Genomic DNA, 15,442 nt, shown 5'->3' with positions numbered 1-15,442 from the left:
TCCGCGAAGCCGTTATGCTGGAGGCTTACCTGAAGGAGAACGACATGCGCCTCATCATCGCCCTGGTCCTGCCCTGGCTGACCTTTTTCACCATCGGCCGCCCGATCGCCGGCATCATCTGCCTGATCCTGCAGATCACCCTGATCGGCTGGCTGCCGGCCACCATCTGGGCCGTGTATGCGCTCAGCCAGTTCAAGACCGACCAGAAGATCGAGCGCGCGTTGCGACAGCGGGCATGACGGGGATCGTTCGTCGCGGCCTCGTTGGTGCTGCCCTGGCGTGCCTGTTGCTGCAGACGGCGCATGCGGCCGAATCGTGCCCGGAGACCGTTGTGGCGGCCGTCGCGAAGAGCGCCGGCGTCCTGAAAAAAGGGAACGAGAGCCAGGTCGTCACGGCCGCATGCAAGCTGTGGCCGTACGACGGCAAGACGCTGCTGTCGGCCATCGTCTTCAGCACGAACGACGAGGAAGTGAAACAGCTGGTCGTCGCGATGCTGGATGCCCGGTCCGGGCGCATCGTCGGCAGCTACGCGCGCGAGGTCGGCGAAGACGCGTCCGTCCAGTTCGGAGAACACAGCCTGAGCATCGATACCGCGCCTTACCAGCTGGCAAAGGACGTCAGGGCATTCGGCGTGCGCTTCCGGAGTGCCGCGCGCGGTGCGAGTTGCGCGGACGGTGCCTGGGAAGACGAGCTCACGCTCTTCGTCCGTACCGCCGATTCGCTCCAGCCCGTGCTGCGGGGCCTGCCGATGTCGCATTGGGAAGCCGTCAAAGGCTGTCTCGGCCAGTCGGACGGACTCGTCTTCGACAAAGCCGAGCTGTCGCTGGGTCTCGCACCGACATCGTCCCATGGGTTTGCGGACCTGACCGTCACCGCGCGGATCACGCGGGAAAGCGCGGCCGACGACGCGATCGGCAAGCCGAAGATCGAGCGGACCACGCTGCGCTATGATGGCAACACCTACCAGGGCGGCAAGAACCCTCCCTGGTGGCTGTCCTTCTTTCCGTTGGGGGATTGAGTCACGAAACGCACCCTGCCCTTGCTGTTGCTGCTAACCGCCTGCGGGCAGCCGCTGGCGCCGCAGGCACCGCTGGTGCCCGGTCCAGCGGCGGGTACGGACGCGTATCGCAGCGCGGCCATGTCCGGCGCCGCCGTCTACGCAGTCGACCCGAAAGCCTCGCTGCTGGCCGTGACGGTACGCCGCGGCGGCCTGATGGCGCGGCTCGGGCATGACCACGTGGTGGCCAGCCACACCTTGACCGGCTATGCCGCGCCCGGCCTGGGCCGGGCCGACGTCTCGTTCCGCCTCGACCAGTTGACCGTCGACGAACCGCAACTGCTGCGCGACGCGGGCATCGTCACGTCGCCGTCGCCGGAAGCGGTCGAAGGCACGCGCAAGAACATGCTCGGCCCGGTGCTCGACGCCGGGCGCTATCCGGTGGTGACGCTGCATGCGGAACTGCCCGCGGATGGCCGGCTGCGTGTCGCCGTCACGCTGCATGGCGTCACGCGCCGGCTGGAACTGCCGGCCGCGGTGCAGGTCGACGCGGCGCAGGTGACCGCAAGCGGCACGGCGCGCCTGGAGCAGACCGATTTCGGCATCACGCCGTTTTCGGTGGGTGCCGGGCTGCTGGCGGTGCAGGACGAGCTGGAGGTGCGCTTTCACATCGTCGCGCGGCGCTGGAGTCCGCCCTCATGACACTGAAAGGCGCCATCGGCGTGCTGCTCTGGTCGGCCGGCCACGTCGTCAATGCGCTGGCCCTGCTGGCGGCCGGCATGTATGCCCTGTTCTGCGTCGTTTGGCTGCACGCGCCGCTGCTGGACGTCCTGCGCGTGACCGCCATGATGGCGCTGCCGGTTCTCGGGCTGGCCTGGCTGTGCCGCTGGGGCGGGCGGCGCTTGCGGAAACCGGCGCCCGCCACGCCGCCCCCGCCTGCCAAACGTTGGCTGCTGACCGTGGCGGGCATCATCGTGGCCATCGCCTGCGGCTCGATCATTCACACCGGCGTGCGGGAGTACCAGTGCAGCGTCGACCGGTCCGAACACGCAGCGACGCATGCGGCCGACGCGCTCAGGAACGGCTTCGAGCACGTTTGCGAAGGCGATCTCGCGCGTTTCGACATCGCGTTTCAATCGCTCGCGAAGGCGACCCGCAAGCTGGCGTTCGCGCCGGTCGACCTGACGCACACGCCGTTCGCGCAATTCGAGAGCCTGGGCGGCCGGGCCGAAAATGTCACCGACGTCCCCTCGCGCCTGTACCGCGGCTTCCGCATGCCGGACGGGCACCGGGTCACCCTGCTCGAACACGACATGTCCGCCGACGGCAGCCGCGCCTGGCGCCATCCGAAAGACGAGCCGGAGCGCATCAACGGTATGCGGGCCAGGCTCGTCGTCAAGGAAGCCCCGTCGGGCAAGGCGGTCTCGCTGCTGTCCTGGTTCGAAGGCCGGCGTATGTACGAGTTGTGGATCGATGCCAACGTCGTGCGCGTCCCGTTGCGCGACCGGTTGTTCGCGCTGGCGGCATCGCTGCCGCGTGCCGTGCCGGCGTGCCCGAACGAACCGCCGCCGCCGCCGATGCGCTTCGATGCGAACGGCTATCCTGTCGACGAGCCACCGCCCCAGGTACTGACGCAGGCGCAGGTGGATGCGATTGGCGACATGAGCAAACGGCCCTGCAAATGAGATCAGATCCTGACCCAGCGCCGGCCCGCGAGGGACGTGAACGCGACGAGGGTAATGGTGGCGGCCAGGTGCATCGCCAGGTCGAACAATTGCCCTGCCACCGGGTGACACAGCCCCAGCAGCATTTGCGACGTCGCCGCGATGCCCAGGCCCGCAATGGCCAGGCTACGGAGCGGATGCAGTGAGCGGGTTCGCCGGATCGAGGCAACCATGATCGCGACCATCGGCAGGCCGACGACCATGAGGAAGGCGTAACAATAGATCCCGTCTCCGGCATGCCCGACCTTGTCCATCGAATTCGTCACACCGGTCAGTCCGATCAGCAGCCAGGCAGCGGTCAGTGCGACAAGGCCGCGCCAGTGCCTGATGCGCTGCCCGGCAATGCTGAGGGCAAATGCTGTCCCGATGGCAAGCATTCCGAGGCAGAACGACGCCACGATCCATAACCCTGCCCACAACGCGCCCGGGCTGGACCAGTCCGGGCGTGCCTGCGGCAGGATCAGGGAGGCGAGAAAGCCGCAAGGAAGCGCCACGAGCATCCATCCTGCCGCCCGGCGCCAGGGTGTCGCGGTTCTCTTCACGGGATGCGCATCTCGGCACAGTCGTTCGATCAGGGCATCGTGCTCATTCATGGTCGGTTTCCTTGTTGCGGCGAAGCGTGGCAAAAGCGCGGTGCAGCAGGGACTTCACTGCCGCCAACGTCGTGCTGCTGGCCGCCGCGGCGTCGGCGAGGCTCATGTCGGATAAATGGACGAGTTCGACCATCCGTCGTTGACGCGCGGGGAGACGGCTCAGCAAATGATCCACTTGCCGATGCGCCTGCCCATCCGGGCTGGATGCGTCCGGATGCCCGAGCACGGCCTCGTCATCGCTCACCTCCCAATGTTCCCTGCGGCCGCGCGCACGCAACGCGTCGATGGCGCGCGCGGCGACGATGGCGGACAGCCACGGCAAGAAGGGACGATCGGGATCATAGGTGTGCCGGACCCGGTGGACGGTCAGCAGGACGTCCTGTATCACGTCTTCGACCAACGCGTCATCCTGGTAAATTTTTCGTCGCACGAGCGCGCGGATGACGGGTACGATCGCCTTCAACAGACGGCAGTACGCCGCCTGGTCGCCATCCTGGGCGCGTACCATGAGCTGCGGCCATGCCGCTCTCGAAGCATCGTTCTCGGTTGCGTTGTTCAAGACTTGTTTGCCGATGCCTTTTTCAAAGCGGACACCACGATATCCGGACTGAGCAGTTGCGGCAGCAGCACCGGTGCGCCGCCATCGGCCGGATACACGACGTATACGGGCAATCCTCCCCGGCCGAACTGGTTGATGGCCTGGTCGATATCCGGATTATATTTGGTGGAGTCGGCGACCATGTAGATCGTGTCCGTCCGTGCCAGTGCCTCTTTCACGACCGTGGTGGATAACGCCGCGCGATCGTTGACCTGGCATGTGATGCACCAGGAAGCGGTGAAATTGACGAAGATCGGCTTGCCGTGTCCGCGCTGCGCAGCGACGGCGTGCGGTGTCCACGCGACCGGCGTCTCCGCGGGTGCCAGCCTGCCGCCGTCATCGCTCGTCGCCGGCAGGCCAGCCAGGGACACGCCCACGCCCACGACAAGAAGCACGGCAAAGCCCAGCAGCGGCCGGTAACGCAATCCGGAAATCTGGCGCCGTTGTGCCAGGCCGTACACCCAGGCAGCCAATCCCAGCACCACGGACGCTGCGAGCAGCGCGCCCAGTGCGACGGAACCTCCCTGCCGGTCGAGGACCCACGCCAGCCATGCCGCCGCGCCCAGCATCGGGAACGCCAGCACGTGCTTGAGCGTCGCCATCCACGCACCGGGTTTCGGCAAGAGCCGCGCGCAGGCCGGCACGAGCGCCACGGTGGTGAAAGGCGCGGCAAAGCCCAGCGCCAGCGCAACGAAGATCGCCACGCCCTCGACCGGCGGACGCAGCAGCGCCGCGCCGACGGCACCCGCCATGAACGGCGCGGTGCACGGCGTCGCCACGATGATCGCCAGCGCACCGGTCAACGCGGCCCCGAGCGGTCCCGTGCGGGAGCCGGAGAGATTGCCGAGACGCTGCGCGGCCAGTCCGATCTCGAACACGCCCATCATATTGAGCGCCAGGGCGAGCATGACGAGCGCCAGCGTGGCGATCAATACCGGCGACTGCAACTGGAAGCCCCACCCGACGGCGGCGCCGCCAGCCCGTGCCGCCAACAGCGCGGCGCACAGCAGGAGCATAGTGATCACGACGCCCGCCAGGAACGCGAGTCCCTCCACCCGCGCCGCGCGCCGGTCGTGGAGATGACGGATGAGGCCGAACGCTTTCAGCGAGATGACCGGAAAGACGCAGGGCATGAAGTTGAGAATCACCCCGCCCAGGAAGGCGGCGGCCAGGGTTGCGGGCATGCTCATTTGGCCGTGTCATGCCACGCCTTGACGGCATCCATGGTTTTCTTGATGTGCTGTTCGGGGTTGGCATCCGTGTAGCTGAGCAGGATCTTGCCATCGGGTGCGATGACGAAAGAGGTGCGCTCGGACAGCAGGGCACCGCTCTTGGCCTTGAACTGGGTCTGGTATTCCCCGGCTACCCTGGCGCCGGGATCGGCCGCCACCGCGAACTTGTCGCGGCATTCGAGTTTCGAAAACTCGGCAACGCGGTCGGCATTGCCTGCGGTAACGCCGATCACTGTCGCATTCAGCTTCTTGAAATCATCCGTCGCTTCGGCGAACGCATGCGCTTCCAGCGTGCAGCCCTGCGTGAATGCGGCGGGGAAGAAATACAGCACGACAGGCCCCTGGCGCAATGCTTGCGCCAGCGAAAACGTCATCGGCTTACCGGCAAGCGCGGCCTGTAATCGGAAATCGGGGGCTTTCGCGCCTTCCGGCAAGGCCGCCAGCGCATGGGATGCCGAAAATGCCAGAATGGTTGCCGCTTGTGCCAGATACGTGCCGAACCGTGCCATTGTGAACTCCTTGAAAAGTTGGTTGGCAATCCTCTGATCGCCCTACCCCCAGTTCGCCGACGGCAGCCTGAAAGTTGCGGTCCACAATAAAAAAATTTTCTTACCCGAACAACCCATGCAAGAACCACTTCGGCCCATCCTCGCCCATGCCGATCCGCTCCCGATACACCCAGTACAGCGTGTGATCCAGCCCTTCGGCGATGAAGTAATCGCGCGTCTCCGGCCCATCCCACCAGCCGGCCTCGAGACGCTCCGGATTCGACGCCATCCGCAGCGGTGAGCCATAGAACGGCCGGTGATCGCGCATCAGCAGCGCGATCGGCCGCGCCAGCAGCCACGTGGGACGCGGCAGGCTCAGGACGTCGGGCGGCAGTTGCGCGTTGCGGGCCTTGTCGCTGACCTTCTGCTGTACCGGCACCCACACGTTGGCCTGTTCCGGGCGGTAGTCGGCCAGCGGCAGCGGTTGCAGGACGTTGTCCGCGCCCAGGCGCGCGGCCAGCAGTTCCAGCATGCGCATGCGGTCGTCCTCGCTGCCGCCCGGTTCGGGGAAGAGCGATGCGTTCGGCGGCGCCATTGGCCGCACCTGCAGCGCTTCCAGCGCGAGGCCGATCACGGGCGCCTCCAGCGTCAGCCGGCCCAGGCGTTCCTTCAGCAGGCGCACGAGGTGCTCGTCGCGCCACGTCGGCTCGGCCAGCACGATCTCGACGCCGGTCGGCGGACGCGCGACCCGGCCCCGTTCGTGCTCCAGCTGCAGCGTGATGCGCTCCACCGCCAGCTGGCGCGCACACAGCCACCCGGTCAGCTGCAGCAGCAGGCATTGGGCGCCCGCCAGCAGCAGGTCGGCGTCGTCGATGCGGTCATACAGTTCCAGGCGCGCGCGGAAGGTTTCCGGCGGAGATATCCATTCGTACAGCTCCGGCACGAGGCCATAGGCGGCGTCGAGCAGGTCGAGCAGCTCGCGGCCGCAGCGCCGCTGCAGGCCCGGGCGCGGCAGGCGGCGCAGGTCGCCCAGCGTGTGGCAGCCGATGCCGTCGAACCAGGCCGCGTACGGGCGCGCCGGCGGCATCAGGAGGACGGCCAGCCGGTCGAGCCGGCGCAGCAGCGCTTCCATGCGCACGGCGCGGCCCGCGTTCGCGCGCGCCAGCAGCCACGCGCCGCGCGCGGTGGGCGCGCACGCGAGCGAGGCCGTGAAGCCCAGCGCGCGCATGTTCGCGTGTACGCGCCGGCACAGCGCGCGGATACCGCCGAACAGGCGCAGGCTCGCGCCCACGTCCATCAGCAGGGTCGATTCCTCCCCTTCCGCGACCTGCGGCGTGTACTGCAGCAGGGCCAGCGCCACGGCCTGGCGCGCGTCCGCCTCCAGCGTCGGCGCGCGTTCGTGGATGCGGGCATCCGGCAGCAGCATCAGCACGCCGCCGCGGCGCATGCCGGTGCGCACGCCGGCATCCTGCGCGACCTGCGAGGCCACGAGCACGCGCTCCTGGTCGAGGACCACGGTGCCAACGTCAGTGCCGGTGTCAGTGGACCAGCTCGGTGTAAACACCTCCAGCGGCAACCGGGGCAGGTGCAGTGCGATCCACAGGCGCATGGCGATTGGGCAGGTAAGAGGTCAATGGAAGAAACAGGGTCGCGTCGCGCTGCGGTCCGCGGCGTTTGACGAAACCGATCTCGATGCCGCCCGCCTGCGGCCGCAGGGACAGGCGCAGCGGTGCCGGCGAGGCGTCCTGCCCGGCCGCCAGCGGCCGCATCATGAAGAACAGGGTTTCCCCCGCCTGCGCGGCCAGGTGCAGGCGACGCAGATTGTCGGCGCGGATGTTGTTCTGCCAGAACAGCAGCGCGCCGCAACTGCCGCTGCGCAGCACCTGTTCCGCCGCCCACAACGCGTCCGCCGTGCGGGTCGCGCGCACCCAGATCAGTTGCGAAGGCGGCACCCCGAGCGCCGCCATCGCCAGCGCCTGCGGCGGATGCGGAGGCTGCAGCAGCACGATGCGCCGGTGCGCCACGGCCGCCAGCGCGGGACGCAGCAGGCGCATCTCGCCGATGCCGGGCTGTTGCAGCAACAGGTCGATGAGCGTCCCTGTCGGCCAGCCGCTGCCCGGCAACTGGGCCGACAGCGTGGGATGGCCGGTATCGATGCAGCGCGTGTCGCTACGCGCCAGCTGCGAGGCAAGCCAGAGCGACGGATGCAAGGCTTCCGGCGCTGCAGATATTGAACCTGAGCAAGTCATGTTTGATGCGAAGAAATACTGTATAAACATACAGTACTATTCCCATCAGGTTTTGGCAAGGTTGATCTTCTTGAATGCCAGACTATGAACAAAAAAACCTTTCACTTATCTATCGGTCTCTACAAATTATGTAACTCTCGCTACACAATGATAATATTCCGGCATGAGCGACCGAACCCCACACTGGATCCTGCTCGTCGTCACCTTACCGACCAGCAGTGCCACCGCACGCATGCGCATCTGGCGCGCCCTGAAGGCGCTCGGGTGCGGCGCGCTGCGGGATGGCGTCTATCTCCTCCCCGACACGGAGACACTGCGCGCGCAGCTCGCCGGCCTGGGCGACGAGACCATCCGCGAAGGCGGCACGGCCTGGTTGCTGCAGGCCGGCCCCGTCGACGCCGCCGACGAACAGCGTTACCGGAGCCTGTTCGACCGCCGGCAGGAGTACGCGGATTTCGTCGGCCTGCTCGCGGACGCCGGCACATCCATCCCGACCTCGACACCGCAGGACGTCAACAAACAACTGCGCAAACTGCGGCGCGACTACGATGCGCTGCGCGCGACCGATTATTTTCCCGGCGAAGCCAGCGCCCGGTGCGAACAGGCCTGGCGTGAGTTCACTGCCCTCGCCGACAAGGTGCTGTCGCCGGATGAACCGCACGCCGTCGACGTCCCGATTCCCCGGCTCGATCCAGCCGCGTACCGTGCCCGCACGTGGGCCACGCGCAGGCACCTGTGGGTCGACCGGGTCGCCAGCGCCTGGCTGGTCCGGCGCCACATCGACCGCGATGCGCGCTTCCTGTGGCTGGAGACGCCGGGCGATTGTCCGCCGGATGCGCTCGGATTCGATTTCGACGGTGCCGCCTTCAGCCACGTCGGCGACAAGGTCACCTTCGAAGTGCTGCTGGCCAGCTTCGGCCTCGACCAGGACGCGGGACTGGTGCGCGTCGGCGCGCTGGTCCACGTGCTGGACATCGGCACCGGCTTCGTCGCCGAAGCCGCCGGTTTCGAAGCGGTGCTGGCCGGACTGCGCCGGCACGCGCGCGACGACGACGACCTGCTGGCGCACGTCACCCCCATCCTCGACGGGCTGTACGCCCATTTCTCGACCAGGCATCCGACATGACTCCTCAATACACCCTCTGGCAGATGGTCGCGTACATGCTGCGGCTCGGCACCCTCGGCTTCGGCGGCCCGGTGGCACTGGTCGGCTACATGCAGCGCGACCTGGTCGAAGAACGCGGCTGGATCTCCGCTGCCGACTACAAAGAAGGCCTCGCGCTGGCCCAGCTCGCGCCCGGCCCGCTGGCGGCCCAGCTCGGGATCTACCTCGGCTATGTTCACTACCGCATCCTCGGCGCCACCTTGGCCGGCCTCGCCTTCGTGCTGCCGTCCTTCGTGATGGTCGTCGCGCTGGGCTGGGCATACGTGCGCTTCGGCGGCATCTCCTGGATGCAGGCGGTCTTTTACGGCGTGGGCGCGGCGGTCACCGGCATCATCGCGATGAGCGCGAAGAAGCTCACCGTCAAGACGCTGGGCCGGGACAAGCTGCTGTGGGCGGTGTACCTGACGCTGGCCGCGGTCACGATCGCGACCGAGTCCGAAGTGGCCTGGCTATTGATCGCCGGCGGTGTGCTGGTCTGGCTGCTGCGGGCGCCGCCGGGATGGGCGCGCAGGGGCACGCTCGGCGCCGTTTCCATCGCCGAGCTGCCGCTGGCGGCCAGTCTGGCGGGAAGCGCGGACCCGTCCCTGCTGGCGCAGATCGGCGTCTTTTTCGCCAAGGCCGGCACGTTCGTGTTCGGCTCGGGCCTGGCGATCGTGCCCTTCCTGTACGGCGGCGTCGTGACCGAACACCACTGGCTCAACGAAAAGCAGTTCGTCGATGCGGTCGCGGTCGCGATGATCACGCCGGGGCCGGTCGTGATCACGGTCGGGTTCATCGGTTACCTGATCGCGGGGTTCGGCGGCGCGACGGTGGCGGCACTCGCGACCTTCATTCCCTGCTACCTGTTCACGATCCTCCCCGCGCCGTATTTCAAGCGCTACGGCAAGCTGCCCGGCGTGGTGGCCTTCGTCGACGGCATCACCGCCGCCGCGGTGGGCGCGATCACGGGATCGGTCGTGGTGCTGGCGAAACGCTCCATCACGGACCTCCCTTCCGTGCTGCTGGCGGCCGTCACGGTCGCGCTGCTGTGGCGTTACAAGAAGCTACAGGAACCGGTCATCATTGCCGCGGCCGCGGCAGTGGGACTCATCCTGTATCCGCTCACGCATGCGTGAAACGGCGCCGCGGCATTCAATGGATCGAGCAGCCACGCAGTGTCGGTAACGGTTGAATGGCGACAGCGACGTCGCCTTCCGGATCGTCTTCGGTTTTACACTGGATCCATGCAAGCACTTCGGCAATACTGGCCAGCCCGCTGTGCAAGGAAGCGCGGGCCGCGTAATAGTCGGCCAGGTCTTCATTGTCGGGCTCCGGCACGGCGGTCACCGGATGGCCCAGTGCGAGGATTTTGGTTTCCAGCTCGTTCAGATCGAACGTCAGCGCGGCATGAAGCACTTCCATGGCCGCCACCGCGTCATCCATATCGTAGGCGATTGCATCGTTCATTGCGGTTCTCTCCAGCCTTGAGGTTGTCTTGTGATGCGCGGGCCGGGCAACTCGGTGCGTGGAAAGCCGGATGACGAAAGGGAACGGGGCCGCCAGGAAAAGGCAGGCGCAAGGCGGGCAATCATCCGGCTTCCCGCAACCATAAGATACAGCAATTATCGAAAGTCCACCAACAAACGGATTCACGTGTCACGCGCGAACGCCACCAGCCGCTCCCGCACCCAGCGCTGCGCCGCGTCGCCGTGGTTGCGGTTATGCCAGGCCATGTGGATCGCGAAGCCGGGCACCGGAAGCGGCGGGGCCAGGACGCGCAGGCGATTGGGGCGCCCTTCCACCATCCGGGCCGGCACGAGGGCGACGAGGTCGGACCGTTCGACCAGGTCCAGCACCGAGTGGAACGTCGACGCCGATATGACGACGCGGCGCCGCAGGCCCTGCGCATCGAGCACCTCGTCGACCGGCGTCGTGAAACTGCCGCCACGCGGCGAGACCATCACGTGTTCGAGTTCGCAGAACCGCTGCGTATCCAGCGGGCGGCGCAGCGCCGGGTGGCCACGCCGCGCGATGAAGACGTAGCGCTCCTCGAACAGCGGGCGCGAACGGAGAGACTCCGCGATGCCTTCCGGCGTCAGCACCGCGAGGTCGACGTCTCCCTTTTCCATCTGCGCTTCCAGGCGCGCGGCATCGGCCGCGCGCAGGGCGATGCGCAGGCCGGGCGCTTCCTCGCGCAGCGCGAGCGTGAAGTCGAGCAGCAAGGCCGATTGCACGTAGTCCGAGCACGCCACGTGGACCGTGAACTCGTCGCGCGCGGGATCGAAGGCGCGTGCCGACGTCACCACGTCGCGCAGCTGCGCGAGGGCCGCCGCCAGCGGCGCCTGCAGGCCGAGGGCCAGCGGCGTGGGCGTCATGCCGCGGTGGCTCGGCACGAACAATGGGTCGCCCAGCATCTCGCGCAGACGCGCCAGCTGGGCACTGAGCGCGGGCTGGCTCAGGTTCAGGCGCTGCGCGGCGCGGCTCACGCTGCGCTCGGCCAGCAGCGCGTCCAGCGTCACGAGCAGGTTGAAGTCCAATCGCTTGATATCCATTTTTTGGATACTACCCCAAAAGCCGGCTGGCATTCCCGGCCATGACGATCATCGCCAGAATGGTCTCCATCGACAATCAAGGAGCACAAGATGAAGACAGTCTTACTGGTACACGCCCACCCCGACCCGCACTCCCTCACCGCGCAGATGGTCCAGGCCGCGCGCGCCGAACTGCGCGCCCAGGGCCATGAAGTGATCCAGTCCGACCTGTATGCGCTGGGCTGGAAAGCCGTCTACGACGAACACGATTTCCCCGACCGCGTCGATCCTGAGCGCCTGTCGTTCGTGGCCGAATCCGGCCACGCGTTCAGCACCGGTACGCAGCCGGATGACGTGCGCGCCGAACAGGCCAAGCTGATGGCGGCGGATGCCGTCGTTTTCCAGTTCCCGCTGTGGTGGTTCGGCATGCCGGCCATCATGAAGGGCTGGATCGAGCGCGTGTGGGCGTACGGCCTCGCCTACGGTTACCAGGGTGCCGGCAACCGCTACCGCTACGGCGAAGGCGGCCTCGCGGGCAAACGCGCGCTGCTGTCCGTGACGACGGGCGGGCCGGCCGAGGACTACGGCCCGCGCGGCATCAACGGCCAGCTCGACGAACTGCTGTTCCCGATCACGCACGGCACGCTGTTCTTCCCCGGCATGGACGTGCTGCCCACGTATGCCGTGTACGGTACCGGCCGCATCGACGCCGAGGGTGTCGAACGCGCGAAAGCCGGCCTGGCGGCGCGCATGCGCACCCTGTTCACGGACGCGCCGATTCCCTACCGGCCGCAGAACGGCGGCGACTACCCGGACCGGCACGTGCTGGCGGACGACGTCGCACCCGGCGTCACCGGATTGCGCGCGCATCTGCGTTAATACAGTCCCTGTCGTGGGACAATGTTCAAAATCACCGCGACAGGAGACCGAATGAAAAAGACGCTGGCCGGCTTGCTGCTGTCCACCCTGGCCTGGTCGGCCCAGGGCGGAGACATTGTCCTCGACGCGCCGCTGCCGCAGATCGTGCACAAGGACGGGCGCCATGCGCTGCTGGTGGACGGCAAGCCGTTCTTCATGCTGGGCGCGCAGGTGAACAATTCCAGCGCCTGGCCCGCGCAGATGCCGCTCGTCTGGCCGGCCATCGACAGGCTGGGTGCCAATACGCTGGAAGTGCCCATCGCGTGGGAACAGATCGAAACAAAGCCGGGCACCTTCGACTTCAGCTACCTCGACCTGCTGCTCGCGCAAGCGCGCACCCATGGCGTGCGCCTCGTGCTGCTGTGGTTCGGCGCGTGGAAGAACAATGGGCCGAGCTATACGCCGGCGTGGGTCAAGCTGGACAACGCCCGCTATCCGCGCGTCGTCGATGCGAAGGGCGAGCTGCGCGATTCGCTGTCGCCGATCTTCCCGACCACGCTGGACGCCGACCGCACGGCGTTCGTCGCGCTGATGCGCCACATCCGCGAGAAGGATCCGCAGCATACCGTCATCATGGTCCAGATCGAGAACGAGACGGGCACCTACGGCAGCGCGCGCGACCACTCGCCGGAAGCCAATAAACTGTTCGCCGGCCCGGTACCCGCGCCGCTGCTGAAGGCACGCGGCCGCACGGGCGGCACGTGGGCGGAGGTCTTCGGCAAGGAGGCCGACGAAGCCTTCCACGCCTGGTACATCGCGCGCTTCGCCGATGAAGTGGCCGCCGCCGGCAAGGCGGAGCTGGACCTGCCGATGTACGTCAACGTGGCGTTGCGCGACCCGCTCAAGCAGCAGGAGCCGACGTCGTACTCGGCCGGCGGTCCCACCGACAACGTGATCGACGTGTGGAAGGCCGGCGCGCCGCACATCGACGCGATCGGCCCGGACATCTATTTTCCCGAGACGCCGAAATACCACGCCGTATTGAAGCTGTACGACCGCCCGGACAATCCGCTGTTCGTCCCCGAGACGGGCCACACCTTCGCCTACGCGCGCTACCTGTTCGACGTGATGGGCCGGCGCGGCATCGGCTTTTCTCCGTTCGGCGTCGATTTCACGAAGGAGGCGAACGACCCGGACAAGATTCCCGCAAGCGCGTGGGACATGCTGGAGCCGTTCGCCAGCAACTACCGCCTCGTCGCGCCGATCATGCGCCTCTGGGCGCGGCAGGCGTTCGAGGGTAACGTCTGGGGCGCGAGCGAACCGGACGACCGCAAGCCCGTCGACCTGGACCTCGGCAACTGGAAGGCGCGCGTCCACTACGACAAGGGCACGTTCGGCGCGTCGGACTGGACGTGGATGAAGCCGCGCCCCGCGAATCCGCAGGGGCCGGAAGGCGGCGTGCTGGTCGCGGCGCTGGGCCCGGACGAATACCTGGTCACGGGCCGCATGGCACGCATCGATTTCACGGCGCCGGAGGGCAGCGGCAAGCGCGCGATACTCGCGCGCGTGGAGGAAGGCCGCTACGACGACGGGGGCAACTGGGTCCTGCACCACGTATGGAACGGCGACCAGACGGATTACGGGTTAAATTTCACCACGGTGCCGCGCGTGCTTAAAGTAAAACTCGGAAGTTATCCGGCCCGCTAGTCAAAAACCGTCGCCCCCGCCCGCGCGGGGGCGACGTGGTATTGAAAGGAACCGTTCCATGACCACGACCATGCACAAGATCGCCCTGATCCTGTTCGTGCTCGCCCTGCTGCACACGTTCGCCACGCGCCTCTTCGAGGGCCTGGCGCACCGTCATCCGCGCCACGCCGGCCTGTTCCACCTGCTGGGCGAGGTGGAGGTCGTCTTCGGCTTCTGGGCCTTCGTGCTGATGCTCGCGATGGCCTTCGTCGACGGCAGCGCCGCCGCCATCGACTACGCCGAATCGCGCCATTACACGGAGCCGCTGTTCGTGTTCGTCGTGATGGTGGTGGCCGCGTCGCGGCCCGTGCTGGAGGCGGCGCGCGCGCTCGTGCGCCTGCTCGCGCGGCTGCTGCCGCTGCGGACGGAAGTCGCGCAGACGTGGCTCGGCCTCGCGCTCGTGCCGCTGGTCGGCTCGCTGATCACGGAACCGGCCGCGATGACGATCGCCGCGCTGATGCTGGCCCCGTCCGTGTTCCGCCCCGGGATGCCGGAATGGCTGAAATACGGGGCGCTGGGCGTCCTGTTCGTCAACGTGTCGATCGGCGGCACCCTGACGTCGTACGCCGCGCCGCCCGTGCTGATGGTAGCCGGCGCGTGGGGCTGGGACAGCGTCCACATGCTGACGCATTTCGGCTGGCGCGCCGTCATCGCCGTGCTGGTCAACGCGAGCGTCGTGACGTATCTGCTGCGCCCGCACCTGCGCCCGTTCGACATCTCGATCGAGGGCGAGGCACCCGTGCGCATGCCGGTCCTCGTGACCTTGACCCATTTGGGCGTGCTGACGGCCATCGTGCTGCTGGCCCACCATCCCGTGCTGTTCACCGGCATTTTTCTGCTATTCCTCGGCATCACCCAGGCCTACCCGCGCTACCAGGACCCGCTGATCCTGAAGGAAGGCCTGCTGGTCGGCTTCTTCCTCGCCGGCCTCGTCGTGCTGGGCGGGATGCAGCAATGGTGGCTGCAGCCCATCGTCGCGAAGCTGGAGCCCACCGCCCTGTTCTTCGGCGCGCTGGGCCTCACCGCCATCACGGACAATGCCGCGCTGACCTACCTCGGCTCGCTGATCGCCGGACTGTCGGAGCGCGCGCAATACATGCTGGTGGCGGGCGCGGTGGCGGGCGGCGGCCTGACCGTCATCGCGAACGCGCCGAACCCGGCCGGCGTCGCGCTGCTGCGGCGCGGCTTCAATGACGAATCGATCGGGGCCGTGGGCCTGCTGCTGGGTGCGCTTGCGCCCACTTGTGCGGCAGCGATGTTGTTCTTGTTGTAACGTATCTCT

At 67.3% G+C, this 15,442-nt stretch carries 17 protein-coding genes; 9 read left to right on the top strand and 8 right to left on the bottom strand.

All coding sequences use genetic code 11. The features are described from left to right. The first annotated feature begins 44 nt into the window (after nt 1-44). From P0M04_RS15955 to P0M04_RS15940, 4 genes are read left to right on the top strand one after another with little or no spacing between them, the layout of a single operon-like run. Complete coding sequence (locus tag P0M04_RS15955; RefSeq protein ID WP_056136544.1) at nt 45-239, top strand: YqaE/Pmp3 family membrane protein; 195 nt, start codon at nt 45-47, stop codon at nt 237-239. Beyond that, nucleotides 236-1,018, top strand: a complete 783-nt coding sequence (locus P0M04_RS15950; RefSeq protein ID WP_259451587.1) for a PA3715 family protein — start codon at nt 236-238, stop codon at nt 1,016-1,018. Before P0M04_RS15955 ends, P0M04_RS15950 begins: the two co-directional genes overlap by 4 nt. A 21-nt stretch (nt 1,019-1,039) precedes the next feature. Continuing rightward, entirely contained in the window at nt 1,040-1,699 is a 660-nt protein-coding gene (locus tag P0M04_RS15945) for a YceI family protein (RefSeq protein WP_259451588.1), read from the top strand. Further along, the gene (locus tag P0M04_RS15940) at nt 1,696-2,682 is read left to right on the top strand and encodes a hypothetical protein (RefSeq protein ID WP_259451589.1); all 987 of its coding nucleotides are present in this window, start codon (nt 1,696-1,698) and stop codon (nt 2,680-2,682) included. Before P0M04_RS15945 ends, P0M04_RS15940 begins: the two co-directional genes overlap by 4 nt. A 2-nt stretch (nt 2,683-2,684) precedes the next feature. Here P0M04_RS15940 and P0M04_RS15935 read toward each other — a convergent pair whose 3' ends face one another. From P0M04_RS15935 to imuA, 6 genes are all read right to left on the bottom strand, one after another. Further along, nucleotides 2,685-3,314 (bottom strand): NrsF family protein, encoded by a 630-nt coding sequence (locus P0M04_RS15935; protein ID WP_259451590.1) that lies wholly within the window; start codon nt 3,312-3,314, stop codon nt 2,685-2,687. Beyond that, on the bottom strand, nt 3,307-3,873 hold the full coding sequence (locus P0M04_RS15930; RefSeq protein WP_259451591.1) for a sigma-70 family RNA polymerase sigma factor: 567 nt from the start codon (nt 3,871-3,873) through the stop codon (nt 3,307-3,309). The genes P0M04_RS15935 and P0M04_RS15930 overlap by 8 nt, the downstream gene beginning before the upstream one ends. Next, complete coding sequence (locus P0M04_RS15925; protein WP_259451592.1) at nt 3,870-5,102, bottom strand: protein-disulfide reductase DsbD family protein; 1,233 nt, start codon at nt 5,100-5,102, stop codon at nt 3,870-3,872. The genes P0M04_RS15930 and P0M04_RS15925 overlap by 4 nt, the downstream gene beginning before the upstream one ends. Then, nucleotides 5,099-5,653, bottom strand: coding sequence for a peroxiredoxin (locus P0M04_RS15920; protein ID WP_259451593.1), 555 nt, complete (start codon nt 5,651-5,653; stop codon nt 5,099-5,101). The genes P0M04_RS15925 and P0M04_RS15920 overlap by 4 nt, the downstream gene beginning before the upstream one ends. Before the next feature lie 100 nt (nt 5,654-5,753). Continuing rightward, nucleotides 5,754-7,241 (bottom strand): Y-family DNA polymerase, encoded by a 1,488-nt coding sequence (locus P0M04_RS15915; RefSeq protein ID WP_259451594.1) that lies wholly within the window; start codon nt 7,239-7,241, stop codon nt 5,754-5,756. Further along, complete coding sequence (gene imuA / locus P0M04_RS15910) at nt 7,171-7,881, bottom strand: translesion DNA synthesis-associated protein ImuA (RefSeq protein ID WP_259451718.1); 711 nt, start codon at nt 7,879-7,881, stop codon at nt 7,171-7,173. Before imuA ends, P0M04_RS15915 begins: the two co-directional genes overlap by 71 nt. 163 nt (nt 7,882-8,044) lie before the next feature. On the opposite strand from imuA, the gene P0M04_RS15905 reads away from it, so the two are divergent. After that, the gene (locus P0M04_RS15905; RefSeq protein WP_259451595.1) at nt 8,045-9,007 is read left to right on the top strand and encodes a chromate resistance protein ChrB domain-containing protein; all 963 of its coding nucleotides are present in this window, start codon (nt 8,045-8,047) and stop codon (nt 9,005-9,007) included. Then, nucleotides 9,004-10,161 carry a chromate transporter gene (locus P0M04_RS15900; protein WP_259451596.1) on the top strand — a complete coding sequence of 386 codons (1,158 nt, stop codon included), beginning with the start codon at nt 9,004-9,006 and terminating at the stop codon, nt 10,159-10,161. Before P0M04_RS15905 ends, P0M04_RS15900 begins: the two co-directional genes overlap by 4 nt. Nucleotides 10,162-10,177: 16 nt before the next feature. Here the strand turns inward: P0M04_RS15900 and P0M04_RS15895 are convergent, their stop codons facing one another. Both P0M04_RS15895 and P0M04_RS15890 read right to left on the bottom strand, forming a co-directional pair. Beyond that, on the bottom strand, nt 10,178-10,492 hold the full coding sequence (locus tag P0M04_RS15895; RefSeq protein ID WP_259451597.1) for a hypothetical protein: 315 nt from the start codon (nt 10,490-10,492) through the stop codon (nt 10,178-10,180). Between the two features lie 182 nt (nt 10,493-10,674). Next, nucleotides 10,675-11,577: a LysR family transcriptional regulator gene (locus P0M04_RS15890; protein ID WP_259451598.1), complete on the bottom strand. Its 903-nt coding sequence runs from the start codon at nt 11,575-11,577 to the stop codon at nt 10,675-10,677. 90 nt (nt 11,578-11,667) lie between these two features. Here P0M04_RS15890 and P0M04_RS15885 point away from each other — a divergent pair, with 90 nt between their 5' ends. The 3 genes from P0M04_RS15885 to P0M04_RS15875 are packed head-to-tail and all read left to right on the top strand — an operon-like array spanning nt 11,668 to nt 15,433. Next, complete coding sequence (locus tag P0M04_RS15885) at nt 11,668-12,435, top strand: NAD(P)H-dependent oxidoreductase (protein WP_259451599.1); 768 nt, start codon at nt 11,668-11,670, stop codon at nt 12,433-12,435. A 51-nt stretch (nt 12,436-12,486) separates the two neighbouring features. Continuing rightward, nucleotides 12,487-14,121: a DUF5597 domain-containing protein gene (locus P0M04_RS15880; RefSeq protein ID WP_259451600.1), complete on the top strand. Its 1,635-nt coding sequence runs from the start codon at nt 12,487-12,489 to the stop codon at nt 14,119-14,121. A 58-nt stretch (nt 14,122-14,179) separates the two neighbouring features. Next, the gene (locus tag P0M04_RS15875) at nt 14,180-15,433 is read left to right on the top strand and encodes a putative Na+/H+ antiporter (RefSeq protein WP_259451601.1); all 1,254 of its coding nucleotides are present in this window, start codon (nt 14,180-14,182) and stop codon (nt 15,431-15,433) included. Nucleotides 15,434-15,442 lie beyond the last annotated feature (9 nt).

The sequence above is a fragment of the Telluria mixta genome, assembly GCF_029223865.1.
In the GTDB taxonomy this organism is placed as follows: domain Bacteria; phylum Pseudomonadota; class Gammaproteobacteria; order Burkholderiales; family Burkholderiaceae_D; genus Telluria; species Telluria mixta.
Note: the sequence above shows the minus strand (reverse complement) of the source record. Positions and strands in the feature narration are given on the sequence as shown.